At 64.7% G+C, this 25,580-nt stretch carries 24 protein-coding genes; 9 read left to right on the top strand and 15 right to left on the bottom strand.

The window, feature by feature from the left end:
- The first annotated feature begins 55 nt into the window (after positions 1 to 55).
- Positions 56 to 1,045 (top strand): tripartite tricarboxylate transporter substrate-binding protein, encoded by a 990-nt coding sequence (locus AC3G88_RS19225; RefSeq protein WP_488893778.1) that lies wholly within the window; start codon positions 56 to 58, stop codon positions 1,043 to 1,045.
- Positions 1,046 to 1,064: 19 nt separating this feature from the next.
- The gene (locus AC3G88_RS19220) at positions 1,065 to 1,925 is read left to right on the top strand and encodes an amidohydrolase family protein (RefSeq protein ID WP_488773387.1); all 861 of its coding nucleotides are present in this window, start codon (positions 1,065 to 1,067) and stop codon (positions 1,923 to 1,925) included.
- A gap of 138 nt (positions 1,926 to 2,063) precedes the next feature.
- Here the strand turns inward: AC3G88_RS19220 and AC3G88_RS19215 are convergent, their stop codons facing one another.
- The 9 genes from AC3G88_RS19215 to AC3G88_RS19175 all read right to left on the bottom strand — a co-directional run bounded on the left by AC3G88_RS19215 (position 2,064) and on the right by AC3G88_RS19175 (position 11,910).
- Positions 2,064 to 3,401 carry an MFS transporter gene (locus AC3G88_RS19215; RefSeq protein ID WP_488773388.1) on the bottom strand — a complete coding sequence of 446 codons (1,338 nt, stop codon included), beginning with the start codon at positions 3,399 to 3,401 and terminating at the stop codon, positions 2,064 to 2,066.
- 80 nt (positions 3,402 to 3,481) lie between these two features.
- Positions 3,482 to 4,420, bottom strand: a complete 939-nt coding sequence (locus AC3G88_RS19210; protein WP_488773472.1) for a PDR/VanB family oxidoreductase — start codon at positions 4,418 to 4,420, stop codon at positions 3,482 to 3,484.
- On the bottom strand, positions 4,420 to 5,484 hold the full coding sequence (locus tag AC3G88_RS19205) for a Rieske 2Fe-2S domain-containing protein (protein ID WP_488773389.1): 1,065 nt from the start codon (positions 5,482 to 5,484) through the stop codon (positions 4,420 to 4,422). The genes AC3G88_RS19210 and AC3G88_RS19205 overlap by 1 nt, the downstream gene beginning before the upstream one ends.
- A gap of 78 nt (positions 5,485 to 5,562) precedes the next feature.
- Positions 5,563 to 6,339, bottom strand: coding sequence for a GntR family transcriptional regulator (locus tag AC3G88_RS19200; RefSeq protein WP_488773390.1), 777 nt, complete (start codon positions 6,337 to 6,339; stop codon positions 5,563 to 5,565).
- A 253-nt stretch (positions 6,340 to 6,592) separates the two neighbouring features.
- Positions 6,593 to 7,096, bottom strand: a complete 504-nt coding sequence (locus AC3G88_RS19195) for a MarR family winged helix-turn-helix transcriptional regulator (RefSeq protein WP_488773391.1) — start codon at positions 7,094 to 7,096, stop codon at positions 6,593 to 6,595.
- A 245-nt stretch (positions 7,097 to 7,341) separates the two neighbouring features.
- On the bottom strand, positions 7,342 to 7,845 hold the full coding sequence (locus tag AC3G88_RS19190; RefSeq protein ID WP_487523920.1) for a hypothetical protein: 504 nt from the start codon (positions 7,843 to 7,845) through the stop codon (positions 7,342 to 7,344).
- A gap of 232 nt (positions 7,846 to 8,077) precedes the next feature.
- On the bottom strand, positions 8,078 to 8,524 hold the full coding sequence (locus AC3G88_RS19185) for a GNAT family N-acetyltransferase (RefSeq protein WP_488773392.1): 447 nt from the start codon (positions 8,522 to 8,524) through the stop codon (positions 8,078 to 8,080).
- Positions 8,525 to 8,965: 441 nt separating this feature from the next.
- Positions 8,966 to 11,641 (bottom strand): excinuclease ABC subunit UvrA, encoded by a 2,676-nt coding sequence (locus tag AC3G88_RS19180; RefSeq protein ID WP_488773393.1) that lies wholly within the window; start codon positions 11,639 to 11,641, stop codon positions 8,966 to 8,968.
- 47 nt (positions 11,642 to 11,688) lie between these two features.
- Positions 11,689 to 11,910, bottom strand: a complete 222-nt coding sequence (locus tag AC3G88_RS19175) for a hypothetical protein (RefSeq protein WP_488773394.1) — start codon at positions 11,908 to 11,910, stop codon at positions 11,689 to 11,691.
- 244 nt (positions 11,911 to 12,154) lie between these two features.
- On the opposite strand from AC3G88_RS19175, the gene AC3G88_RS19170 reads away from it, so the two are divergent.
- Positions 12,155 to 13,024: a DUF72 domain-containing protein gene (locus AC3G88_RS19170; protein WP_153948281.1), complete on the top strand. Its 870-nt coding sequence runs from the start codon at positions 12,155 to 12,157 to the stop codon at positions 13,022 to 13,024.
- Positions 13,025 to 13,314: 290 nt separating this feature from the next.
- A complete protein-coding gene (locus AC3G88_RS19165) occupies positions 13,315 to 14,232 on the top strand; it encodes a manganese catalase family protein (protein WP_488773395.1) in 918 nt (305 codons plus the stop codon).
- Between the two features lie 221 nt (positions 14,233 to 14,453).
- On the opposite strand, the gene AC3G88_RS19160 is transcribed toward AC3G88_RS19165, so the two are convergent.
- The 4 genes from AC3G88_RS19160 to AC3G88_RS19145 form a co-directional block, all read right to left on the bottom strand.
- Positions 14,454 to 14,999, bottom strand: coding sequence for a DUF4142 domain-containing protein (locus AC3G88_RS19160; RefSeq protein ID WP_488893777.1), 546 nt, complete (start codon positions 14,997 to 14,999; stop codon positions 14,454 to 14,456).
- Positions 15,000 to 15,099: 100 nt separating this feature from the next.
- Complete coding sequence (locus tag AC3G88_RS19155; protein ID WP_153948283.1) at positions 15,100 to 15,285, bottom strand: hypothetical protein; 186 nt, start codon at positions 15,283 to 15,285, stop codon at positions 15,100 to 15,102.
- A 58-nt stretch (positions 15,286 to 15,343) separates the two neighbouring features.
- The gene (locus AC3G88_RS19150) at positions 15,344 to 15,808 is read right to left on the bottom strand and encodes a hemerythrin domain-containing protein (RefSeq protein ID WP_488773397.1); all 465 of its coding nucleotides are present in this window, start codon (positions 15,806 to 15,808) and stop codon (positions 15,344 to 15,346) included.
- 359 nt (positions 15,809 to 16,167) lie between these two features.
- Entirely contained in the window at positions 16,168 to 17,484 is a 1,317-nt protein-coding gene (locus AC3G88_RS19145; protein ID WP_488773398.1) for an Nramp family divalent metal transporter, read from the bottom strand.
- Here AC3G88_RS19145 and AC3G88_RS19140 point away from each other — a divergent pair.
- From AC3G88_RS19140 to AC3G88_RS19125, 4 genes are all read left to right on the top strand, one after another.
- Entirely contained in the window at positions 17,483 to 19,546 is a 2,064-nt protein-coding gene (locus tag AC3G88_RS19140) for a RecQ family ATP-dependent DNA helicase (protein ID WP_488893776.1), read from the top strand. The genes AC3G88_RS19145 and AC3G88_RS19140 overlap by 2 nt on opposite strands.
- Before the next feature lie 178 nt (positions 19,547 to 19,724).
- Entirely contained in the window at positions 19,725 to 20,159 is a 435-nt protein-coding gene (locus tag AC3G88_RS19135; protein ID WP_488773400.1) for a BON domain-containing protein, read from the top strand.
- A 343-nt stretch (positions 20,160 to 20,502) separates the two neighbouring features.
- Entirely contained in the window at positions 20,503 to 20,703 is a 201-nt protein-coding gene (locus AC3G88_RS19130) for a hypothetical protein (RefSeq protein WP_488773401.1), read from the top strand.
- Between the two features lies 1 nt (position 20,704).
- A complete protein-coding gene (locus AC3G88_RS19125; protein ID WP_488773402.1) occupies positions 20,705 to 20,986 on the top strand; it encodes a hypothetical protein in 282 nt (93 codons plus the stop codon).
- A 46-nt stretch (positions 20,987 to 21,032) separates the two neighbouring features.
- Here the strand turns inward: AC3G88_RS19125 and AC3G88_RS19120 are convergent, their stop codons facing one another.
- On the bottom strand, positions 21,033 to 21,269 hold the full coding sequence (locus AC3G88_RS19120) for a hypothetical protein (protein ID WP_488773403.1): 237 nt from the start codon (positions 21,267 to 21,269) through the stop codon (positions 21,033 to 21,035).
- A 108-nt stretch (positions 21,270 to 21,377) separates the two neighbouring features.
- The gene (locus AC3G88_RS19115; protein WP_488773473.1) at positions 21,378 to 22,547 is read right to left on the bottom strand and encodes a zinc-dependent alcohol dehydrogenase; all 1,170 of its coding nucleotides are present in this window, start codon (positions 22,545 to 22,547) and stop codon (positions 21,378 to 21,380) included.
- A gap of 535 nt (positions 22,548 to 23,082) precedes the next feature.
- Here AC3G88_RS19115 and AC3G88_RS19110 point away from each other — a divergent pair.
- Positions 23,083 to 25,377, top strand: coding sequence for an FdhF/YdeP family oxidoreductase (locus AC3G88_RS19110; protein ID WP_488773404.1), 2,295 nt, complete (start codon positions 23,083 to 23,085; stop codon positions 25,375 to 25,377).
- Positions 25,378 to 25,580: the final 203 nt, after the last annotated feature.

The following is a 25,580-nucleotide window of genomic DNA, read 5'->3' as shown; positions in this document are numbered from 1 at the left end:
AGGCGGCGACGAGATACGCCAGGGCGCCCGACACACGACAACGAGGAGACAAGTCATGACAACACGCCGCGATCTTCTTCAGGCGTTGATGGCCGCATCCGCATGCGGTGCGCTGGCGCCCGTGGCCGCGCTCGCGCAGGCGGTCCAGCAGGCAAAGGTACTCTATGGTTTCCCGGCCGGCAGCGTGGGAGACCAGGTCGCCCGGCGCGTCGGCGAGAAATTTGCCAACACGGCGTTCTCGCGCAGCGGCGCGGTGGTGGACAACCGCCCCGGCGCGGGCGGGCGCATCGCGCTCGAACTGCTGAAAGCGTCCCCGGCCGACGGTAGCGTGCTGGCGCTCTCGCAGGCATCGGCGCTGTCGACATATCCGCACGTCTATACGAAGCTCAGCTATTCGGCGGCGGATTTCGCACCGATCTCCACGGCCGCATACATGACGTTTGCGCTCGCCGTCGGACCGGCGGTGCCGGCCAACGTGCGGACAGTGAAGGACTACATCGCGTGGGCGAAGGCTCACCCTGCGGACGCCAACTACGGCTCGCCGGGCGCGGGCTCGACACCCCATTTCGTCGGTGCGCTGTTCGGCCTCAACGCAGGCCTGGACTTGCGCCACGTACCGTATCGTGGCTCGCTGCCCGCGGTCAACGACGTGGTGGCCGGGCAGATCGCCTCGAGTTTCACGCTGACTGGCGATTACCTGCCGTTCGTCAAGAGCGGCAAGCTGCGCGTCCTGGCCACCTCGGGTGCCACGCGTGCGCCATACCTCCCGGAAGTGCCAACGTTCGCGGAACTCGGCTTTCCGGAAGTGGTGGCCGACGAGTGGTTCGGCTTTCTGGCGCCGGCCAGGACGCCGCCAGCCGTTCTGGCCGCGGCCGGCACCGCGATCAACCAGGCGCTCAAGGACCCAGCCATCGTCGATGGCTTCCTGTCGATTGGCCTCGTGGCGAAAGGCTCGTCCGCCGACGACATGAAACGCGCGATGGACGCCGAGTACCGCAAGTGGGGCGTGCTCGTGAAGAAGGTCGGCTTCACGGCCGAATCCTGATAGCGTCCCGGAGCCCATGATGGATCACCAGAACCTTGTGGCGATCGACTTCCATACGCATGCGGAAGTCAGTTGCTGGAACCCGTTCGACAACTACGGCGAAGAGTACGATGCCGCCGCCGACAAATACTTCGGCAACAAGCGCCGGCCGACGATCGAAGAAACTGTCGCCTATTACCGCGAGCGAAGGATCGGCCTGATCATGTTCACGGTGGACAGCGAGTCGAACCTTGGCCGGCGCCGGATTCCGAACGAAGAAATCGCTGCGGCGGCGAAGGCCAACGACGACATCATGATGGCCTTCGCCAGCATCGACCCCCACAAGGGAAAGTTCGGTGCACGCGAAGCGCGCAGGCTGATCGAGGAACACGGTGTGAAGGGCTTCAAGTTCCATCCGACCGTGCAAGGCTTTCATCCGAACGACAGGATGGCGTGGCCGATCTATGAGGTCATCAACGGGCACGGCCTGCCCGCGATCTTTCATACGGGACACAGCGGCATTGGCTCAGGCATGCGTTGCGGTGGCGGGCTGCGGCTCGAGTACAGCAATCCGATGCACCTGGACGACGTGGCGATTGCCTTTCCCGACATGCAGATTGTGATGGCGCACCCGAGCTTCCCGTGGCAGGACGAGGCGATCAGCGTGGCGATGCACAAACCTAACGTATGGATCGACCTGTCCGGCTGGAGTCCGAAGTACTTTCCACCGCAGCTCGTGCGCTACGCCAACACGCTGCTGAAGGACCGGGTGCTGTTCGGCAGCGATTTTCCGCTGATTACCCCGGAGCGGTGGATGGACGATTTCAAGCAGGCCGGATTCCGGCCAGAGGTGATGCCCGGCATTCTGAAGGACAACGCCGTCCGGTTGCTGGGGCTTTGACAGCGCGGCGCATTGCGAAGATCGTCCGGACGCGCATTTCTCTCGCGAACTAGCACGCGGCACGTAGGCCCGAACCGGCCTGCGTGCCGCTGTCGTTGAGATAGCCAGTACGCGGCCGGTATCGGGTCACTGCGCGGATCAGTGCGCGCCGACCCGCACGGGTTGGCCAACGGACGCCGTCAGGCGCCCGAGCAGGCCTACGCTGGCGATACCCATCAGCAGGGGGATCGCAAACACATAGTACAGATGCGCCGAAGGCCAGCCCGCATCGAGCAGCGACCCCGCCACGAGCGGGGCAAGCACCGCGCCGAACCGCCCCATGCCAATCGACCAGCCCATGCCCGTGGTGCGCGTTTGCGCCGGGTACAGAATCGGCGCGTAGGCATAGAGACCCACCATGCAGCCAAAGATGCCGGCGCCAATCACGACCGCCAACGCCAGTGCCGCCGCCAGCGTGCTCGCGTACAGGCCAAAGGCGATCATCATCAGCGCGGTCAGGATAAAGCAGCTCCACAGCAGCGGGCGCAGTCCGATGCGCGCGGAGAGGAACGCGAACGCTGTGCCGCCGACGATGCCGCCCACGTTGAGCAGTACCCCGCCCGTAATGCCTTGCTGCGCCGACATCCCTGCTGCCACCAGCAGCTTCGGCGTCCATGAGAGCACGAAGTAGAAGGTGAACATCACGAGGAAGAACGACATCCAGATCATCAGTGTCTGCATGGCCAGGCTGCCTCGGAAGAGGCTGCGCACGTCGCCGGCCTCGCGTGCTTGTGTCGCCTCGTGCGCCGGTAACGCGGCGACGGTCGGGCGTCCCATGCGTGCCAGGAGCCGGTTGAGCTTGTCGAGCGCCCCCTCGGGGCGCCGCGCGATCAGGAAGTCGAGCGATTCCGGCAGCCGCGCAAGCACCACCGGGACCATCGCCAGCGTGACCAGGCCGCCAAACACGAACACGCTGCGCCAGCCGTAATGGGCGAGCAGTATGCCGGCGATGGCACCGCCGATCGTCGCGCCAACCGGATAGCCCGTCGCCTGCAGCACGATCGCCGTGCTGCGCCACTTGTCGGACGCGTACTCGCCCGTGATCACGTTGATGCTGGCGAGCATCCCCCCGATGCCGAGCCCGGTCACGGCGCGCAGCGCCGCAAGCTGCGGCACGTTTTGCGCGAGCGCCGAGCACAGCATGCCGGCCGAGATCGTGCCGAGGCAAATCAGGATCAGCGGTCGGCGGCCGATACGGTCCGCCCACGGCGCGAGGAACAGCGAACCGGCGGCCATGCCGAACAGGCCGGCGGAGAGCAGTACGCCGACCTCCTTGCCGGTCAGGTGCCAATCGGTGGAAATGTGCGATGCCGTGAAGGCCATCGCGAGCACATCGAACCCGTCGAGCATGTTGAGGACGATGCAGATGGCAATCGCCATTACCTGGGCGGGGCTCATCGTGCCGCGGTTGATGGTTTCCCGGATCTCTGGCTGCATTTGTCTACCTCCTTGTGTTTGTTGAAGTACCGCCACGGACGGGCGGTTTTCGGGGGACGGCGTCTTGCAATACAGCGTAGCTACAGGTCCAGGACCAGCATCCCGGTCCTGGCGCGGGAGCAGCAGGGCAGGAACTGATCATTGGCGGCGCGCTCCTCATCGGTGAGGTAGGCGTCGCGATGATCGGGCGTGCCAGACAGCACGCGCGTGAGGCATGTGCCGCAGACACCTTGCTCGCAAGAGGTCTGGATCTCCACACCGTTCGCGGCCAGCGCCTGCACCACGGTCTCGTCCGCGGCGATGTCGATGACGCGGCCCGTGCTCTGCACGGTTACCTGGAAGGCGCCGCCTGGCTCGGATGGCGTTTCGGGCGCCGCGAAGTACTCGCGGTGCAGGTTCGACTCCATCCAGCCTGCGGCGCGCGCCGTGTCCAGTACGGCCGCCATGAAGCCGCCTGGCCCGCAGACGTAGAGATGCGTATCGGCACGGGGCACGGAGAGGAGACGCTGCAGGTCGGCGCGCTGGCCGTCGTCGTGGTACAGGAACGTGCGTTCGCGCAAGTCGTCGCCGGCGATCCGGTCCTGGAATGCCGTGCTGGCGGCGCTGCGCGTGCAGTAGTGGAACTCGAACGATGCGCCGCTGCGCGCGAGGCTCTGTGCCATGGCCAGGATCGGCGTGACGCCAATGCCTCCAGCGAGCAGCACCGAATGCCTGGCGTCCGCATGCAAAGGGAAGTGATTCTTCGGCGCGCTAATCTCCAGGATGTTCCCGGCCGCGAGCGCGTGCATGGCTACGGAGCCGCCGCGCGATGCGGCATCGCGCAGCACGCCAAGCTGGTAGCGGTGCGTCTCGGCCGGGTCGTTGCAGAGCGAATACTGGCGTACCAGCCCGTCGCCGAGATGCACGTCGACATGTGCGCCGGCGGTAAAGGGCGGCAGCGCGCCGCCATCGGCGGCCACCAGTTCGAACAGGGCGATGCCGTCGGCGGCCGCCGTCTTGCTTGCGATCCGGACCTGCATCATGCCGCTCCCGCCTGTGCAACCGCTTGCGCGTCCTGCGCCTGTTCCTGCGCGAGCAGCCGGTCCAGAATGCGGCGGGCCTGCACGCCTCCGGCGTCGATGTTCAGCTTTAACAGCTTGCGCGCGGGATTGGCCAGCAGGTTGCGCTGTTGCGCTTCCAGCATTTCCAGGTCCTCGCCAAAGATCTTGCCCTGGCCTTCGCGGATGGTCGCGGTGAGCGCCGCGTCGTCCGGCTTGAAGTTGCGCGCCATGCCCCAGAAATACCAGATCGACGTCTCCGTCTCCGGGGTGATGAAGTCTACGACGATGCTCGAAGCCTTGTGCTCGGCGGGCGCATCGTAGCCACCCTTGCCTGCGTGGGCCACGCCGACTTCGATCATCACGTGGCTGGGCGGTGTGAAGCGGCAGATCTGCCAGCGGTCGCAGGGCACGTCGTCGGCAAGACCGTTGCCGCGCAACGCCGCGGCCCAGAATGGCGGTGGCAGTATGCCTTCCATATGGCGGCTGGTGATGACCGAGTCACCCTCCACGCGCGTTGCCGGTGCGGATTCCTCGATCTCGGCCTGGCCGATGCTTGACGCGTGCACATACGTCTCGTGCGTCAGGTCCATCAGGTTGTCGATCATCAGGCGATAGTCGCAGCCGATGTGGTACAGCCCGCCGCCGTGGGCCCACTCGGGGCTCACCGCCCATTCGAGATGCGGGATCAGCGCGTCATCGGCCAGCGCGGCATCGCCGGGCCAGATCCAGACAAAGCCGTATCGCTCCACGGCGGGGTAGTTGCGGATCGACGGAAAACCGCCCACGCGCTGACCGGCCATGGCCTTGCATTTGCCATCGCGGCCCATGGTCAGGCCGTGATAGCCGCAGACCAGTTGCCCCTCGCGCACGAAACCCAGTGACAGGGGTGCCCCGCGATGCGGACAGAAGTCCTCCAGCGCGGCGACGCTGTCGGTGCCATCCCGGTACAGCACCATCTTTTCGTTGCAGATGGTGCGGCCGAGCGGCTTGCCATCGAGTTCATCGGGTGTGCAGGCGACATACCAGGTGTTTTTCAGGAACATGACTTTCCCCTCCCGGCGCGCGCGGCGCCAGGATACGTTGGTTGACGAAGAGAGTGGTGAAGGAACCCGCGGTGCGGGTCAGGCGGTACGGCGGGCGCGCCGGATCAGGCTGCCGCCAAGTACCTGTGACATTGCCTGCTGGTTCTGCAATGCGAACTTCAGGTTTCGGTTGGCGATGCGGCTGTGCTCGCGCATCAGCGCCTCGGCCCGCGCGCCTTCGCGCTGCTCGATGGCCTCGACCACCGCGCAGTGCTGAGACTGCGCCAGCAGCAGCATCTCGCGCGCGCTTTCGTCGATCGACTGCACCATGACGAAAGCGCTCGCGGAAGCGAACGGCAGGCTCGTCACCTTGTCGATCTGGCGCGCGACGAGCCCACTGCCGCAGGCCGCGGCCAGCAATTGGTGAAACCGCGCGTTGAGGTCGACATACTGCGAGAATTTCACGGCGGTCAGTTCGCCGGTCAGCGCGCTGTCGATCTGCGCGATGACATCGCGCATGGCGTGAAGAAGGCGCGTGCTAACGCCACGCTCGGCGGCCAGGCGCGCGGCCAGGCCCTCCATCGTGCCGCGCAGTTCGATCGCGTCGCTGATTTCGTTCTCGTCGAACGAGCGTACGGCGAAGCCGCCGGACGGGATCGGCTCGACGAGTCCTTCCTCCTGCAGCCGGATCAGTGCCGCGCGGATTGGCGTGCGAGACACGCCCAGGCGTTCCGAAACCCATACTTCCGAAATGCGTGCACCGGGCGGCAGTTCGCCGCCAAGCACCAGCTCGCGAAGACCGAGCAGGGCGCGCACTGCCTGGGACGTGCTGGCGCCCGCCTTGCTGTCGCCGAGGTTGTGATTGTCCGTATCCATCAGGGTTGTCTCCGTGGGGGCGAGCCGCGCAGGACCAGGCGGCGTTTCATTGCTTTGTTGTATACAGACTGTATTCAGTCTGCCTTGCAATGACAAGAGAAGACCCGGAAACCGAGGGTAAACGTGGATGAGATTGCGGGAGTTTCAGGCGGGAAAGCGGTGGTGCCCAGAAAGCTGGATACAGCGCCCGGTCGCGATGGCGCTGTTCGCTGCTGTCCAGCGCCGTCCTCGACTGAGCGAGCGGTATGCGCTTTCAGCGCAGGTTACGCGCGCACGTTTTCAGCAGCTCTTGCAGCATGGCAGCGTGCGCGGCATCGATGCCCTCCAGCATGTCGCGCTCCATCGCTGCAACCGTGTCATCGCATTGCCGAAGCAAATGCCGCGCGCTCTCGGTCAGGCTTAGCAGTACGATGCGCCCGTGCAATGGGTCGGGCTGGCGCACGATCCAGCCGCGCGCTTCCATCGTCTTGACCACCTCGTTCGCCGACTGAGGCGAGATCAGCGAGCGCTCGGCCAATTGCGCGTTGGAAGTCGGGCCTCGCGCATGCAACACGGAAAGGGCCGTGAACTGCGGCAGGGTCAGCCCGTGCGGGGCCAGCACCTCGCCCAGGCGGCGCTTGACGATCCGGTCGGTGCGCCCAATCAGGTAAGGCAACCGACTAGGCAATGCCGTCGGGGCCTGCGCCGCCGACTGCGCGCCTTCTTTTATCTGCTCGGTCGTTTGTGCCGAAGATGCCTTCGTGGTCCGGCGTGTCATTCTTGTCGTTTGTCCTGTCTTGGGCGGGAAGGTCGTTCCTTCTCCGATTCAAAGGTGCCGGTCAAGGCAATCGCGTCGGGGTTCCCAAGTGTGGATGATATGCCAATGGCAGGTGGCCTGACACCGGGTTGATGCCGATGTGGGTCCTTCGGGCGGCTTGTTTTTGGGCGGGGTTCAGGCGGCAAGTATGCGGCGCAGGGGTTGCACCGATACCTGTGAGAACCCGCGACAGGGCACGCGCGGCACTACTGCAATTTCTTGTCTTCGCGTTTCGCCTCTTCCATGGCCTCTGGTTCCAGCTCTTCCGCCGATCGATTCAGGTAGACGAACAGACCCCAGGCGGCCAGGAGCAAGGCTGTCGAGGCAATCAGTCCGGCCGCATAGCCGAGCTGCGACGGATCCTGGTGCAGCGCCTTGAAGGTCGCCACGAGCCCTTCGATGGCCAGCGCGACCACGACGACCACCAGGAATCGCGACAGGAAGCGTCGTACCCGTGTCGGGGCACTCACGTCAGCCTCCCGTATGACCTCTTCCTCGACGATAGTCTCGGCGATCTGCAATGCGACCACGGCTCCCGCCAGCAATCCAATGGCTTCAATAACAGCTTGCGCGCTGGCCTGGTCCCACTGGCTCACAAACACGGTCGAGCCGATGCGAGCCGCAATTGCAATCAACATCAGCGTTGCGCAGGTGAAGAGCAGGGCCATCAGACCATGGATGACCGTGAAGATGCGCACCGGGATCTTCATGGGGGCTCCGTCGATAGGTGGATCCGAAGGCAGATGCAACAAGCACGCCCGATTGGCGGTGCAGGTCCGGAAAGGGCGCGGGCGTTGCGTGGCAACGTCAGCGTGCGGCGGCCCCAGTCTTTTGCGGTTCTTTGTTCGTGCATGACGCCGATGGCGGCGACCGCAGAAGTTTCGTCGGCATGCAGTATTGACGTATGAAAATTACCGGGCAGTGCCGCGGAGCCCGGACCGCTCAATCAAGCCGCCGGCACATGCACAGCATTCGCGCCCCAAACCGTCTTTGGAATTCACGCGACAGTTTTAGTTTTCGCGATACGGCATCCAGCGATGTCAGCGAAAAACCATGACGGGCAAAAAAGGTGGGATGGTCCGTGGTGAGTAATATTGCTGTCGTGCAACGATGGGTGCGGGCGCGCATCAGCAAAGCGCCCACCAGAAGCGTTGCAATGCCTTGCTGTCGGAGTTCGGGCAGGACGAACACCGCACGCACGACAAACGTCTCGTCAAGGCATTCGCCGAATGCCCATGCGACGATTCTTCCTTGCAGGCGGCCCACATGGTGAAGCCGTGTTTCATCCGCCGTGTCTGTCTGTGCCTCGATTTCCCAGGCGGTACAGAATTCCGCCACGGCATGCATATCTGCAGCGCGGGCTGCTCCAAACCTGATTTCTCTCAACATCTCGATTTCGCAAAAAGAGGCGTTATCCGCGCGGAAAACTGACACCACGTGAATTCAAGTGCTCTCTTTGGAGCATCTCATGCGCATTCGACGTCGCGATATCAATGTAGCGTACGCTTACATCGTGGCTGTATTATGGTTAACACAAATACGCGAAATAGGTGAGTTGGTATCGCTTAAATTCGGAGAGATTTTGTGACGGGAAGAGCCCCAGCCACAGCAGTTTAGGATTTTTTTGCGGTTTTTGCTGCGCAGAAACCCAGCGTTTTTATCGGGAATGGCGGATAAACGGGAGCAAAAACAGACGTCCGCAGCCATTCGTTTCGAAAAACCCGGGCGATTCGTGTCAGGAAAGGGCGCAATCAGGACAGCAAAATACAAACGATTATCACTGCGCCGCCAATAACATACCCCTCACGATAATCCAGCTGCTTGCTCGGCTTAGCCCAGTTCGTTCGCAAGGTAATCCGCGGTCACGCTGGCGGGGGAGGTGGCGACGACATCGGGACGGCCGCTTGCGACGATGCGTCCACCTTCGTCGCCGGCGCCGGGTCCGATGTCGATGACCCAGTCGGCCTGCGCCACCACCCGCATGTCGTGTTCGACCACAACCACGGTGTTGCCAGCATCCACCAGCGCCTGCAACTGTACGAGCAGGCGGTCCACATCGGCGGGATGCAGGCCATTGGTGGGTTCGTCGAGGACGTACAGCGTGTCGCCGCGCTGTGCGCGCTGGAGTTCGGTGGCCAGCTTGATACGCTGCGCCTCGCCGCCCGACAGTTCCGTGGCCGGCTGTCCGAGTCGGAGGTAACCGAGCCCGATGTCGCGCAAAGCTGTTAGCGCGCGCATCGCGGGGGCTTCCCTGGCAAAGAATTCGCAGGCAGCGTCGACGGTCAGGTCCAACACTTCGGCAATGTTTTGCCCCTGCCAGGTGATTTCCAGCGTCTGCGGCCGGTAGCGCGTGCCGTGGCACGCCGAGCACGGCGCGTAGACGCTTGGCAGGAACAGCAGCTCCACGCTGACAAAGCCTTCGCCTTCGCAGGTCGGACAGCGGCCCTGGGCCACATTGAACGAGAAGCGGCCGGCCGTGTAGCGCCGCTTGCGCGCCGCGGGCGTCGCGGCGAACAGCTTGCGCACGTGGTCGAACAGGCCGGTGTAAGTGGCCAGGTTCGAGCGAGGCGTGCGTCCGATCGGCTTCTGGTCCACGCGCACCAGCCGGCGCACCCCCTCCATGCCGCCAGCGATACGGCCCTCGGTCGGCGTGTCGGTGACGGCGAACAGCGGGTCGCGCTCGTCGTCGGCGTCGCTGTCGTCGGTGCGTCCCAGATGCCGGTTCACGAGTTCGGGCAGCGCCTGACTGATCAGGCTGGACTTGCCGGACCCCGAAACGCCGGTCACCACCGTAAAGCTGCCAAGCGGGATTTCCGCATCCACGCGGCGCAGGTTGTTGCGCGAGACATGGGCCAGCTTCAGCCACCCTGCCGGTTCGCGCGGCGCACGATGTTGCCGCGCCGGTGCGTCGAACAGGTAGGCCGCGGTGCGCGACGCCGTGATCCCCAACAGGCCAACGGGCGGCCCGCTGTAGAGCACGTGCCCGCCATGCTCGCCGGCGGCTGGCCCGACATCGACGATCCAGTCCGCCTGGCGCATGGTCTGCGTATCGTGCTCGACGACAAACAGCGAGTTGCCGGCGGCCTTCAGACGACGCAATGCCACGAGCAACGCCTCGCCATCGGCGGGATGCAGTCCGGCCGACGGTTCGTCGAGCACGTACACCACGCCGAACAGTTGCGACGAGATCTGCGTGGCCAGTCGCAGCCGCTGCAGTTCGCCCGAGGACAGCGTCGGCGTGCTGCGGTCGAGCGACAGATAGCCCAGGCCCAGATCGATCAGCGTGGCCAACCGTTCCATCAGTTCCTCGGCGATGCGTTGCGAGGCCAGACGCTTCTCGTCGGACAGATTGGGCGTGCGCCGCACGTCGGGGGCGGCCTTGTGCGCCGACCCGCCCGCCGCCACACGCCGCGCCGTATCCGCGCGCGCCGCCTTGCGGCTCAGTACCGCGGCGGCCCCAGCCGGGCCGGGCGATTCGCCTTGCGCGACCGGATGCATGATCTCGGCCACGCGGGCCAGGGGCAGGTGCGTGAATTCGCCGATGTCCAGGCCGGCGAACGTTACCGACAGCGCCGCCTTCTTTAGCCGCTTGCCGTGGCATGCCGGGCAATCGCGCCCGATCATGTATTGCGCCACGCGCTTCTTCATCAGCGCACTTTGCGTGGTGGCGAAGGTCTGCAGCACATAGCGCCGCGCGCCCGTGAACGTACCCTGATAGCTGGGCTCCAGCTTGCGCTTGAGTGCCGCGCGCACCTCACGCGGCGTGAAGCCGGCATAGACCGGCACGGTGGGCTGGTCCTCGGTAAAAAGGATCCAGTCGCGGTCCTTCTTCGGCAGGTCGCGCCAGGGCGTATCGACGTCGTAGCCGAGCGTGACGAGGATGTCGCGCAGGTTCTGCCCATGCCAGGCCGGCGGCCAGGCGGCCACGGCGCGTTCGCGGATGGTCAGGGAATCGTCGGGCACCATCGACCGCTCGGTGACATCGTAGATGCGTCCGAGCCCGTGGCATGTCGGGCAGGCGCCCTCCACGGTGTTCGGCGAGAAGTCCTCGGCGTAGAGCATCGGCTGGCGTGCCGGATAGGTGCCGGCGCGCGAGTACAGCATCCGTACCAGGCTCGACAGCGTGGTGACGCTGCCCACGGTAGATCGTGCGTTCGGCGCGCCGCGCTGCTGCTGCAACGCCACGGCGGGCGGCAGGCCTTCGATGCTGTCGACTTCGGGCACGCCCACCTGGTCGATCAGCCGCCTCGCATACGGCGCGACGGATTCGAAATAGCGCCGCTGCGCCTCGGCGTAGAGCGTGCCGAACGCGAGCGATGACTTGCCGGAACCGGACACGCCGGTGAACACCACCAGCGCATTGCGCGGGATATCGACATCTACATTCTTGAGATTGTGCTCGCGCGCGCCGCGTACGCGGACGAAGTTGTCGCCCTCGAGTGACGCGGGCGCCGTCGCCGGGGCATCAGTGTCCGAAGGCCGAACTGGCAGGATATCGTCGGTCATGCGCACCTTCGCTTGCATAAATTGCCGCTCGAACCCCGGTACATCGGCTATTTGCGACGCCGTTGGGTTGTGCGCTTGCGCGCGGGCTTGGGCGGCGTCAGCGCGGCAAGCCACGCATCCGTTGCCGCCTTCGTGACGGCCGCGGCGGCCGTGGCCGTCTGGCGCCTGCCCTCGGACTGCGCGCGTCCGCGCGCCGCGCCGATCACGCCGTTGGCGCCGCTGAGCCACATGCTAAGCAACGGATTCTTCTTGAGCCAAGGGTTTTTCATCGCAGGGTCCTTTGAACGATGTCCAGCAGCGATGCAAAAGGGCAGCAGGAAGCATGCCACGCACGGACCATCCCGTTGCTGGCGAGTGGCCGTTGCGGTACTGTCCCATGCAGCCCTGGCCGCATCCGCCGTCGGGACACGATCCGGGAATGAAGATTGCGAACGGTCGAGAGATCCAGGTGGACACGACAGCTCACATGATCGCTTTCCAGGGTAGTTCGAATTCGAGTCAAGCGCGCACGCAATGACAGTCCGCATCGGCATATCGGGTTGGCGCTATGCGGGGTGGCGGGGCGTCTTCTATCCGCCCAAGCTTCCCCAGCGCCGTGAGCTGGAGTATGCGTCGCGCCAGGTGGACACCATCGAAATCAACGGCTCGCATTATTCGCTGCAGTCGATAGAGAGCTGGCAGGCCTGGCACGATGCGGTGCCCGACGATTTTGTGTTCGCGGTGAAGGGCCCGCGATATTTGACGCACCTGCTGCGCTTCCGCGACGAGAAAGCCGTACCGGCGATGGCCAACTTCTATGCGTCCGGGGTGCTTGCGCTGCGTCGCAAGCTGGGACCCTTCCTTTGGCAGTTTCCGCCCAACTTCCGCTTCGATGCCGAGCGGTTCGACAGATTCTTGTCGCTCTTGCCAAAATCTTCGCGCGAAGCGCGGGCGCTGGCGGCCCAGCACGATACCCGTGTCAGGTCGCCGTGGTATGGCACCAAGGGAAACAGCCGCCTTCGGCACGCGGTGGAGGTGCGACACGACAGTTTCTGCACCGCGGAGTTTCCCGCGCTGCTCCGCGAGCATCGGGTGGCATTGGTGGTGTCGCACGCCATTGCTGACTGGCCCTACGCGGAAGACGTGACCAGCGATTTCATCTACATGCGCCTGCACGGCGCCGACGCGCTGTACAGCGGCGCCTATCCCGATGCATCGCTGGACCGCTGGGCGGCCCGCATCTACGCCTGGGCCCATGGGCGGGAGCCTGCCGACGCGGTCCGCATCGCCCCACAGCCGCCGCGACGGGCTACCCGGCGCGACGTGTACTGCTATTTCGATAACGACAAGAAGGTGAACGCGCCTTTCGATGCCAAGCGGCTGCGCGAGCGCGTCATCCCCTGATCTACAACGTCTCCATACGCGACTTGCAATTCGCCGCGCCTTCCGGGATGGCGCATGCGGTGCTACGTCCCGCGCGCTGGCCGGCTCCGGCGGACGTTGCGCAGGTACGTTCCATGCGGAACGCCTCACGGCGGCTCCCGGCGGAGCCGTTCATATCGTCTCCTCTCCTTTTGGCCCGCGTTCGCGCGGGCCTTTTCTTGCCGGGCGCGTCGGGCGTGAAGGTGGCACAACCGTTGCGAACGCCGGTAGGCGCGTTTGCCATCATTGGTGATCTACCTGGAGGATTCGTCATGTTTATCCACAACAAGCGATTGCAGTACACCGTGCGCGTTTCACGTCCCGATCCGGGCGTGGCGAATCTGCTGCTGGAGCAATTTGGCGGTCCGCAGGGAGAACTGGCAGCTGCGTGCCGGTACTTTACCCAGGCGCTGGCGGAGGAAGATCCCGGTCGCAAGGACATGCTGTTCGACATCGCGACAGAGGAGCTCAGCCATCTGGAGATCATCGGCTCGCTGATCGCCATGCTGAACCGGGGCGCCAAGGGGGAACTGGCGGAAGGCGTGCAGCAGGAGGCGGAACTCTATCGCTCCCTGCAAGGTGCGGGCAACGACAGCCACGTGACGCAGATCCTGTATGGCGGGGGTCCCGCCCTGGTGAACTCGGCCGGCGTGCCGTGGACCGCGGCGTATATCGACACAATTGGTGAGCCGACCGCCGATCTGCGGTCGAACATCGCTGCCGAGGCGCGGGCGAAGCTGATCTATGAGCGGCTGATCAATGTCACTGATGACCCGAGCGTGCAGGAAGCCCTGGGGTTTCTGATGACGCGGGAGGTGTCGCACCAGAAGTCGTTCGAGAAGGCGTTGTACTCGATCACGCCAAGCTTCCCGCCGGGAAAAATGCCCGCCGATCCCAAGTTTGCCAGCGTGTATTTCAAGATGTCCCAAGGCGGCGAGGTGATTCGCGGACCCTGGAATGCGGACAGTACGTTCTCCTTTGTGGATACGCCTGCGCCCGCCGTCGATGGCGGAGATGGGTCGGCCAGCGTGGCCCTGCCGGCAGACCAGCAATCGACGCTCGAAGCATTCGCGATGCGAGGGCAGTCGGATGTCAATAGCGATCCGGTCACCGGCGCGGATCTGGGCAAGGCGGACGGCGATGTGGATGGCGTGGGAGATGCCGCAGCCGACGACGCGCCGGCACGCTAGGAAGCCATCATGTCCCTCGCAGATTCTGCCGCTTTCCATTGGCGTCGGCACCCCGTCCGGATGTTGACAGGGATCGCGATCACCTTGGCCGGGATGATTGCCGCTGCCGGCCTGGTCTAGCCGGCGATCGCTGGCCAGCCACCCCTGTCGCTGCTGCGCGGTGACAGGGGTGACAGGGGCGGCAGCGGCATATACGCTAGGCCGGGGCGGTGCTAGGGCGGTCAGTCGCCGACCTTCTTCTTCAGATCGCGCGCCATCTGGAGATGGCCTTCCAGGTCGGGCAGATGCTTGGCGGCAAACGCCTTGACGTCGGCGTCCTTCGCGGTGTTTGATGCCTCGCGGAATGTCTTCACGGCGCTTTCGTGCGCGGCGACGCCGATGCGGCTTGCGTACATCTTGTCGAATTTGGAACCGCTGAGCGCGCTCAAGGCCTTGATCTCGCCCTTCTGCGCGGCGGAGGGTTCCTTTGGTGTCGTGACGCCTTTCCTGGCAGCCAGGGCATCCAGTTCATCACCCACCTTGCCATGGTCCTGGATCATCCTGTCGGCAAACGATTTGACATCCGCGTTCTGACTTTTTTGCTGAGCGAGCTTGCTCGCCTCGATTTCGGCGTGGCCCGAGTGCGCGGCGTCTTCGATGAATTTGCTATCGCTGTGAGCCGGTCGTGATGCACCGGCCGAGACGCCCGCCGTGGTGCCTTTCGTGCTGTCCGGCGTGACGTTGCCGGTGGTGCCCGAGGCCGGCGACAGGCTGGAACCTTGCGCCACGGCCGCCGACGACCAGACGAGTACGCTGGCAATGGCGACCAGCGGACGCCAGAAGTGACTTTGCATAAGAGCCTCCGTTTCAGTGTCCTCGGCCCCGGATTTATTTCGGACCGTGGCGTTGTTTGGCGCCGCCGCCCGCACCGTGCGTCTTGCCCGCCTTCACGTGGCTCGCGGCGTGGTGGCCGCTAGCGGGTTTCTTGCTCGGTGTCGTCGCGGCTTTGCCCGACTTGTCTTCTGCCCGGGCGTCCTGCTCCGAGCGGTTGGACGGTGATGCAGTCTTGGTCATGATCGATGACTCCTGTTGCGGTACGGATCGCTCCGAAGCGCGGGCGGCGGGTGGGGGATCAAGCCGGCTGGCCGGTGAGTTCGGCCTTGCGCGCTTCAAGCTGTTGCGCCACTTCCTTGAGATCGACCTTGGCGCGGATCACGGCCTGGAAGAGTTCGTTCTCTTCTTCCTCGACGTGGTGGCCCACGTACTCCGACAATACGGTGTAGTGCGCCTCCAGCATCTCGCTGTTGCCGGCCTCGATCTTGGCGATCAGGTCCTTCGCCACAGCGTGCTCGACCTTGGCCTCGTCGAGCATGTCGTCGATCTTGTCGCTGGCGCCGCGCAGGGCAGGGTAGAAGATCTCTTCCTCGATCTGCGCATGGACGGTCAATTGCTGGCAGGTCTCGGCCGCGATCGACTGCTTCTCGGCGTCGTCCTTGGCATCCTGAAAGGCCTTGAAGAGTTTCTTGACGCTGCGGTGATCGTCCACCAGCAGGGAGAGTGCGGCGCGCTGTTCGACGGGTAGTTTGGATTTGTCCATGATGTCTCGTGCTGTGGGGTGGTTTGATGGTGAGACGGCCAAACCGAGCGCCGTCCCGCAAGGCCCCTGCAAGACGTATTCCAGCTATGCCGCACGGCGCCAGAGCGCGCAGGGTTGCAGCCATACAGTGACGCGGCGCCTCGGATTTGTCGGCTGCGCCGCCATAAACGCCACGAATTGAAAGAATGCCAGTCGGCCCGAGTCCCGGACATGTGGCGTGAGACGGCGGAGCCGTCCGATGGTGCGGTGCAAAAAATCAGACAGTCACCGACAGGGAACGCAACGCCGGCACGCTAATGTGCCGCCATGCAGTCGTGAAGCTTGGGCCCGATCCATCTCCAGTGGCGGGCTTCTTTTTTTCAACCCGAAACGGCCGTCACGCAGAGAACGAGCACCGTCAGCCACATCACGCCCGTGGCGCACCATGCCAGGCGATGTACCCACGGCGACGGCGCGAATGGCCCCACGATCCGGTGGTCGCGGGACATCAATTGCAGCATGACCATCGCGGGCGCGGCGGCGATTCCGTTGAGGACGGCGCTCCATACCAGCAGCCTGGCCGGCTCGATCGGCGCGAAGCAGAGCGCTGCGCCGATGATCATCGAGACCGCAATGACCGCGTAGAAGTGCCTGGCCGACAGCGGCTTTTCTTCGAGGCTTCGTCGCCAGCGCATCGCCTCGGCCGCCGCGTAGCCGACTGAGCCAGCCAGCACCGGCACGGCAAGCAGGCCCGTGCCAATGATGCCGAGTGCGAACAGCAGCACGCCCCACTTTCCGGCAACCGGCTCCAGCGCCTTGGCGGCGTCGACGGACGACGCGATGTCGAGCACACCGTGCGCGTGCAGCGCGTAGGAGGCTGTCAGCATGATGCAGAGCGCAATCACCGCCGACACGACCATGCCGGTCATCGTGTCGATGTTGATGCGGCGAAGTTCCTGCCTGGCCTGCTCCGGCGCGTCGCGTAAAGGATGGGCCGTGCGGTCCGCTTCGAGTTCCTCGACCTCCGATGCCGCCTGCCAGACAAAGAGGTACGGGCTGATGGTAGTGCCGAAGACCGCGACCAGCACCAGCAGATAGCCGTTGGATAAATGGACGTGCGGCAGGATGAGGGAAACCATCGCGTCGCGCCAGTTCACCTTGAGCAGGAACATGGCGACAACGTAGACCAGCAGCGACAGGCTCAGCCAGCGTAGATACCCGGCATAGCGTCGGTAGGGGACAAAGAGCTGGAGCAGGAGGGAGACACCGGAAAACGCCAGCGTGTAGATCCAGCGATGTCCGCCTGCGACAAGCGCCAGCGCATCGCCCATCGCAGCCAGATCGGCGCCGATGTTCAACGTGTTGGCCAGGACCAGCAGCACCACGAACCCGTAGGCCAGCTTTTGTGACTTGTGCCGGCGGACGTTCGCCACGATGCCGCTGCCAGAGATCCGGCCCAGCCGTGCACAGACAAGCTGGATCGCAATCATCAGCGGCAAGGAAAACAGCAGGCTCCACAGCAATCCGTTACCGAACTGGGCGCCGGCCTGCGCATAGGTGACGATGCCGCTGGGATCGTCATCGGCCGCCCCGGTCACGAGACCCGGCCCCATCAACTTGTACCATGGGGCGCCCCCTTGGCCTTTCGGATCGCTGGCGGCGGAATCACGGCTGTCCTCTGGCGTGTGCGCTTGCATGGGTATCTCCCTGTACGGTCTGCCCGCGGCGCCAGGACGGGAACGACATGCACGCAAGGCGGGGACGGTTCGAGACCAAGGGATACGTGGTTGCGTGGCATGCCGATGTCGGACGGACGCTGAAGCCGATGCCGGACTGCGGCGCCTCTTGATCTTCGCGGAGGGACTGCCCGATGACGCATGGGCAGGCATCGACATACCGGACGCGCCAGTCGTGCGTGGAACGCAAGTTGCGTGGGGTGCGGGATCGGGCGCGTACAGCGGTGACGTACCCATGCGCTGCGCCCCGCTTCAGGAGGTTGTGCGGAGACTTCATGGATATCGCTACCGAATCGCCCGAGCCGTGCGCGGCGGCATGTTCCGCCCCCGACCAGCAATGTCCCCGACGCTCCCGCCCGCTTTGATGCGGGTGCTACGGCGCCGCTTTGGTGTCACGCACTTGCGCCCTGGCCAGGCGGAGGTACTGGCCAGCGTGCTGAAGGGGCGGGACACCATCGCCGTCATGCCGACCGGCAGCGGCAAGTCACTGTGCTTTCAACTTCCGGCGCTGATGCGCGACGGCCTGACCGTGGTCGTATCGCCACTGATTGCGTTGATGCAGGACCAGGCGACGAAGCTGGGCGCGCTCGATCTTGCGCCTGCCGTGCTCAATAGCGCGGTAGGCGATGCGGCGCTCGACGATCTGGCGCAGCGCCACGAGCGCATCCTGCTGACGACGCCCGAACAACTGGAGAACCCTGAAGTTCTGGATGTCCTGCGCCGCAATCGGATCGCCCTGTTCGTGGTGGACGAAGCGCACTGCATTTCCCAGTGGGGCCATGACTTCCGGCCTGCCTACCTGGGTCTGCGTGACGCCGCCGCCGCGTTGTCCCGGCCCCCGTTGCTGGCGTTGACGGCCACGGCCACGGAAGCGGTCATTGACGACATCGTCCGGGAACTCGGCATGCGGGACCCCCGCGTCGTGCGCGCACCGCTGTTCCGGCCGAACCTGGCCTACGCGGTCGAGCATGTGTCCGGGGACGCCGCCCGGCTTGACGCCGTAAGGCGTCTCGTGTCCGCGCAAACGGGCGCGGGCATCGTCTATACGGCGACGGTCGCCGTGGCCGAACGGTTGCATGGCGCCTTGCAGCAGACCGGCAGTCGCGTGGCGCTCTATCACGGGCGCCTGGCGGCGACGCAAAGGCGCGATGCGCAGGACGCCTTCATGTCCGGCGAGGTGGATGTGATGGTGGCCACCAACGCGTTCGGCATGGGCATCGACAAGCCCGACGTGCGGTTCATCGTGCACGCCCAGTCGCCGGGCAGCCTCGATGCCTACTATCAGGAATCCGGCAGGGCAGGGCGCGATGGCGATCTTGCGCGCTGCACGCTGGTATTCGACGAAAAGGACAAGCGGATTCACCAGTTCTTCCTGGCGGGCCGATATCCGTCCGCAGCGGATCTGCGCCGGATGGCGACGATGGTCCGCGAGACGCCAATGGACATGTTGTCGCTGCGTGCGGCACTGGACGATATCGGCGTACGGCGCCTGCAGGCCGGCATGCGCATGCTGCGCGAATTTGGCATTGTGCAGCGCGACGGCCGCGGCCAGTTTTCGTTGCGCGATCGCGATGAAGCCGGTGTCGACAAGATCGCCGATTGCTACGCGGCGCGCAGTCGGGAGGACCACGCAACGCTTCAGGCGATGCTCGATTACGCGCGGAGCGGAAGCTGCCGGTGGGCGACGTTGCTGGCGTACTACGGCGAGACGGACTGGCCGGAACGCTGCGGCATTTGCGATAGCTGCCAGCGCCTGGCCGAGGTGGCGTCGAATCCGGCCAGCGACACCGCGCGTGCGCCGGCAGCGTTGCCGGCGTTGCCTTTCGCGAAGGGAGACGCCGTGCGGGCGCGCCGGTTTGGGGATGGCGTCGTCGTTGACGTATCGGAGGAATGGGTCGACGTACGGTTTCCGGACGACAGCGTGCGGCGCTTCCTGCCGCAATTCCTGAGGCGCCCACGCAGGCGTGCAGCATCGAATGCCAGCACCATGCCCCTGCAAGGCGTCCCGGAACCGCGCGAATAACAGCCGATGCGGTCAGCAGGCAGGTAGGGGGCGTTCGAGCCATGGGCGAATTTCAGCGCACTTTCTGGCCCTGGGCGCTCCATCGACGTTGGTGCCCCAGTCACGGTTCTTGCGTCGATCCGAGGTTTCGGCGCCATTCAGGCCGCGCCGAAGGAACGTGCAACAGGAGATCGCAGCCATGAATGAATACCCACAGCATACGAGGGCAGCCCCCAAGGGCTACACGCGCCCTGACGAGAGCATTCGGGAGGATCTTTGCCGGCGGCTGGCATACAGCGATACCGTGGATGTGCGCGATGTCGAGGTCGGCGTCGATGGCGGCGTCGTGGAACTGAGCGGATCTGTCCAGGACCGGCGCCAGAAGCGGTGGATCGAGGAACTGGCTGCGCAAGTGCCTGGCGTGCGCGATGTGTTGAACCGGATACGGATCGCGCAGCAGCGTGCCAGCGCAAGCGAGGGCGGGCATGTCAGCGGTATCAGCCATTCCAGCCCTGCCACCGGCTCTGCCGCAAGCAGTTATGGCGGCGGCGTCGAGCGGGGGGATTCGAACGAATTTCCGAAGGGGCGTGATCCGTATGGCGGCACGACCAATCCCATGAAATCCGTGACGTGAACCGTAGCGGTGATGCGTCAGGGAGCCGCGCGAATCTACAACGTCTCCCGTCGCGAGTTGCAAGGTTCGTCGCGCCCGCACCGCGCATGCCGCCCGCCGGAACTGTGTCGGCGCCGCACCGATAGGGGTTGGGGCCGGGTACATTCCATGCGAGATGAACCCCGACGGCGCCCCGGTGCCGTCCTTATCGTCTCCTCTCCTTTCGCCCGCGTGCGCGCGGGCTTTTTGTTGCCGGCCCGGCCCCGACTGTACGGAATGCTTGCCTTCCCTAACGCGCAGGCGCCGTGCCGATGGCGTAATTTTCAAAATAAAAAGAGCGAATTGCCATCGTTCCGGACAGATCATGAAAAACTTCAAAAGCGCCTTGCTCATCCACCGCTACATTGGCGAACTGGAAGGCCAGATCTCGGCGCAGGAGCGCCGTATCCGGGCGAGCCTGCAGGCCGGCTCACCGGACGTGGATGCCGAGCGCCAGCTGGCCGCGCTGCGCGGGTCTCTGGCGGCGCTGCGTTTCCGCGCGCGCAGTATTCCTGGAGGGCGCTGAAATGTTTGCCGATCGGCCGCGGTTTCTCAGCGATGTGGTGCTGGACGTGACGCTGTATCGAGGCGCGCGCCGCGCGCTGCTGGTGCGCTCGGGGGTCGAACTGGAAAATCTGCCGACCCATGTCCTGAAGTGGCTCGGCGAGATTCAATCGACGGAGAAAGCGGAATTTACCGAAACCACCTCGATGATCGGTATTTCGGCGCCAGCGGTCATGTACGACCTGCTCATCCACGGCTTCTACCTGATGGAGCAGGCCGCCATCGACCCCGCGCCGAAGCCGTAGGCCCAACGCCGGGCCTGTCGGCATGAGGTCATTGGGGGGGAGCGGATCAGCCACTCACGTGGGGCTTGTCGGACTGGTCGCGATTGCCTTGCTCGTCTCGCGGCGACACTTGCTCGTTCATGATCTCGTTGGGCGTCGGCTGCTTGCCGCCTTGCGACGCGCCGGGCCCCTTGGTCTGGGGATTGCGCCCCGGAATGGCCTCGGCATCCGTCGATGGCTTCTGCCGTTCGGCGTTTGTGGGCTGGCGCGCCGGGTGGCGGCTGCTGGTTTCTTCGTGCTTCATGGCGGGTCCTCCAGGAAAACGTTCGGGCGGTCAAGGCAACCGCGATGGCTGGGTGGCAGGCCGCCCAGCCAGGTGTTGCAAGACGCATTCCATCGCCGCGGTGGCGCGCTACATGGTCATGACGACCTTTATGCAGCCGTCCTGCTTGTCGCGGAACGTCTTGTACATGTCGGGGCCGTTTTCCAGTGCCACGCGGTGCGTGATGATGAAGGAGGGGTCGATCTGGCCGTCGAGGATGCGCTGCAGCAGGTCGTCGGTCCAGCGATTCACATGGGTCTGTCCCGTGCGGATCGTGAGCCCCTTGTTCATCAGGGCGCCCATGGGGATTTTGTCGACCAGGCCGCCATAAACGCCAGGAATTGAAAGAATGCCAGCCGGCCGGCACACGTAGATCATTTCGCGCAGCACATGCGGCCGATCGGATTCCAGCATGACCGCCTGCTTGATGCGGTCGTAGACGGAATCGAGCGACGCCGTGGCGTGGGCTTCCAGGCCGACCGCGTCGATGCACTTGTCCGGCCCCTTGCCGTTGGTCAGTTCATTCAGCGCCTCCACGACGTTGACCGCATCGAAATTCACCGGCGAGGCGCCAAGCTGCTGGGCCATGGCCAGCCGTTCCACGACGTTGTCGATGGCGAGAATCCGCTGCGCGCCCATGATCTTTGCGCTCAGGATCGCGAACTGGCCCACGGGGCCTGCGCCCCATACGGCAACCACGTCGTCTGGCTGGATGTCGCAGGCGGCTGCCGCCTGCCAGCCGGTGGGCAGGATATCGCCAAGAAACAGCACCGATTCGTCGCTGATGCCCTGGGGTATCTTGACCGGCGCAACGTCGGCATACGGCACGCGCACGAATTCGGCCTGGCCGCCCGCATAGCCGCCTGTCAGATGGGTGTAGCCAAACAGGCCGGCCGTGGCGTGTCCGAACACCTTGTCGGCAGTGGCCTTGTTGCGGTTGGTCCGTTCGCAGACCGAGAAATTGCCCCGGCGGCACTGATCGCATTCGCCGCAAATGATGGTGAAGGGAACGACCACGCGGTCTCCCACTGTCAAGCGCCGGTTCTCCGCGCCCACCTCGACGACCTCGCCCATGAACTCGTGGCCCATGATGTCGCCCTTTTCCATGCCGGGCACGAAGCCGTCGAACAGGTGAAGGTCCGAGCCGCAGATGGCGCAGCTGCTGACCTTGATGATGGCGTCGCGCGGATGCTCGATGGTCGGGTCGGGGACGGTGTCACAGCGGATGTCGTGCTTTCCATGCCAGCAAAGGGCTTTCATGTTTGGCTCCAGGCGGTGGGGGTCGGCAGGGCCGGCCGTCATGACCGGCCCCGGATGCGGTCGCGGCACGCATCGAATGTGCCCGGCGGGTCCGGCGGGCCCGCCGGTGCGCGAGATGCGAATGAATATCCGCCGGGCACGCAATTTGCGCGCTTCCGGGGGATCATTTGCCGACTGACGGAGATGTCCATGCCAACCATCGTTGCCGGATTTGCCGAGAGCGCCGCGGCCGGGGCCGCGTGTCAGGCGCTTGTCGAGACGTACCCGGGGCTCAACGTGGCCTTGCGGCTGGCTGCCGAGAATGAAAGGGAAGCGGGAGGCGAAGGCCTTCTGGCTGACCTTCGGAGCCTGATGGTGGAAATCGTAGGGGTGCAGAGCGCCGACGGCGCCGAGCACCCGGATGGATACGCGGCACGACTGATCGTGTCCGATGTGCCGGTCACGCAACTGGACGCCGTAAAGGCGCTGCTGTCGGGGCACAGCGCCGTCTTTATCGGTGAATTCGCCGACGGGGACGCACGCGAAGGAGCGCCCCATGGAACACGGTAAGGCAGAAGCCAATCCGACCGGGTCCGCCGGCGGGTGGGGATCGCTCAAGGCCGTGGCGAAGATCCTGGTGCTGGAGCATGTGCCGGTCCGGGCGAGCCACGCGCTGGCGCATCAGAACAAACCGGACGGCTTCATGTGCGTCAGCTGTTCCTGGGCGAAGCCGAGGGACCCCCACACCTTCGAGTTCTGCGAGAACGGTGCCAAGGCGACAGCCTGGGATTTGACGGCCCGCAGCATCGCCGCCGATTTTTTCGCGCGTCACACCGTTGCGGAACTGGAGCAATGGCATGACCACGATCTGGAGGATGCTGGCCGGGTAGCCGTGCCGCTGCGCTGGGACGCAAGCACCGACAAATACGTCCAGGTAACGTGGGCACAGGCATTCGACGAAATCGGGCGGGAACTCCGCGCGATGGACCCGAAGTCCGTGGTGTTCTATACCTCCGGGCGGGCATCGCTGGAGACGGCGTACATGTATCAGCTGTTTGCGCGCATGTATGGCACCAACAATATGCCGGACAGTTCGAACATGTGCCATGAAAGCACGTCGGTCGGGTTGACGGCGTCCATCGGGGTTGGCGTGGGCACCATCACGCTGGATGACTTCGAGAAAACCGACCTGATGTTCTTCTTCGGGCAGAACGTGGGCACGAACAGCCCGCGCATGCTCCACCCGTTGCAGGACGCCCGCAAGCGCGGCGTGCCGATCATCACCTTCAATCCGATTCGCGAACCGGGCCTGGTGAGCTTCGTCAACCCCCAGTCGCCGGCCGAGATGCTGACGCCGGGTGCCACGCAGATCAGTACGCAATACCACCAGGTGAAGGCCGGCGGTGACATGGGCGCCATCATGGGCATCTGCAAGGCACTCCTGGAGGCCGATGCCGACGCCATCCTGAATGGCGGCACCGGCCTGCTGGACCGCGATTTCATTGCGCAGCACACCGTGGGATTCGACGCGTTCAGTGACTGCGTGCAGGCGACGGCGTGGGAAGACATCACGCGCGTGAGCGGACTGACCCGTGCAGCCCTGACGGAGGCGGCAGCGGCGTATGGCAATGCCAAGGCCGTCATCGCGCATTTCGGGATGGGGCTGACGCAGCACCGGCATGGCGTACAGAACGTGCGAATGGTCGCCAACCTGCTGATGCTGCGCGGGAACCTGGGCAAGCCGGGTGCCGGAGCGTCGCCGATCCGGGGGCACTCGAACGTGCAGGGCCAGCGCACCGTGGGCATTACCGAGAAGCCTGAGCTGGCCCCGCTCGACAAACTTGCGGCGCAGTTCGGCTTCGAGCCGCCGCGCGAAAAGGGGCTGGATACCGTTGGTGCGTGTCGGGGCATCATCGATGGCAGCGTGCAGGCCGTGGTGCAGCTGGGCGGCAATCTGGTGCGCTCGGTGCCCGACCGCTACGTGGTCGAGCCTGCCTGGCGCAAGCTGCGGCTGACGGTGGGCATCACCACGAAGCTGAACCGGAGCCACCTCGTCCATGGCGCGATTTCCTATGTGTTGCCATGTCTGAGCCGCATAGAGATCGACCAGCGCGCGCAAGGCGCCCAGGCGGTATCGATGGAAGACAGCACGGGGTGTTTCCACGGTTCCCGGGGGGTGGCCGAACCGGCCAGCCCGGACCTGCTGTCCGAGCAGCAGATTGTCGCGGGCATCGCCCGGTCGGTGCTCGGTGCAGGCAGTCGTGTGGACTGGAATGCCTGGGCCAATGATTACGCGCTGGTGCGGGACGCCATCGAGCAGACCTATCCGGACATTTTTCGGGGCCTTAACGAACGCATGTGGGAGCCCGGCGGCTTTCACCGGCCGATGCCCGTGGCCCAGCGGCAATGGAAGACAAAAAGCGGCAAGGCCGAGTTCTTTACGCCCGCGTCCCTGCTCGAAGATCCGGACGCGCCCGAGACCGGCGCAGACGCGCTGCGGCTGTTCACGCTGCGCAGCGACAACCAGTTCAATACCACGATCTATTCGCTCGATGACCGGTTCCGGGGGATCAAGGGCACGCGAATGGTGGTACTGATGAATGACGGCGACATCGCGCGCCTTGGGCTCTCGGCGGGGCAGCGCGTCAGCCTGGAAGCCGTGACGACCGACGGCGTGACACGGCGAGTCGACGGCTTCGAACTGGTGCCTTTCGATATCCCGGCCGGATGCGTGGCGGGCTATTTTCCCGAGTGCAATCCGCTCCTGCCGCTTTGGCACCATGCCGAGGAAAGCCACGTTCCGGCTGCCAAGTCCATCCCAGTGCGGGTGTGCCCTGTGACGGCCGCCTGATCACGCCATCGCCGCCATCCCGTCATCCCGCCATCCCGCCATCCCGCCAAAATCCCGTCGTCGGGAGCACGCCCGCCGCACGCACCGATTCTGACAACGCAGAAAACGTCAGAAACGATAATAGCGGTTAAAGGTTCCTCTTAATACGTTTTTTGAAATATTTCATGTAGGTTGCCGGGACGCGGATTGTATTCTGAACCCAT

It is taken from the genome of Cupriavidus sp. 86D6 (genome assembly GCF_057815095.1).
Note: the sequence above shows the minus strand (reverse complement) of the source record. Positions and strands in the feature narration are given on the sequence as shown.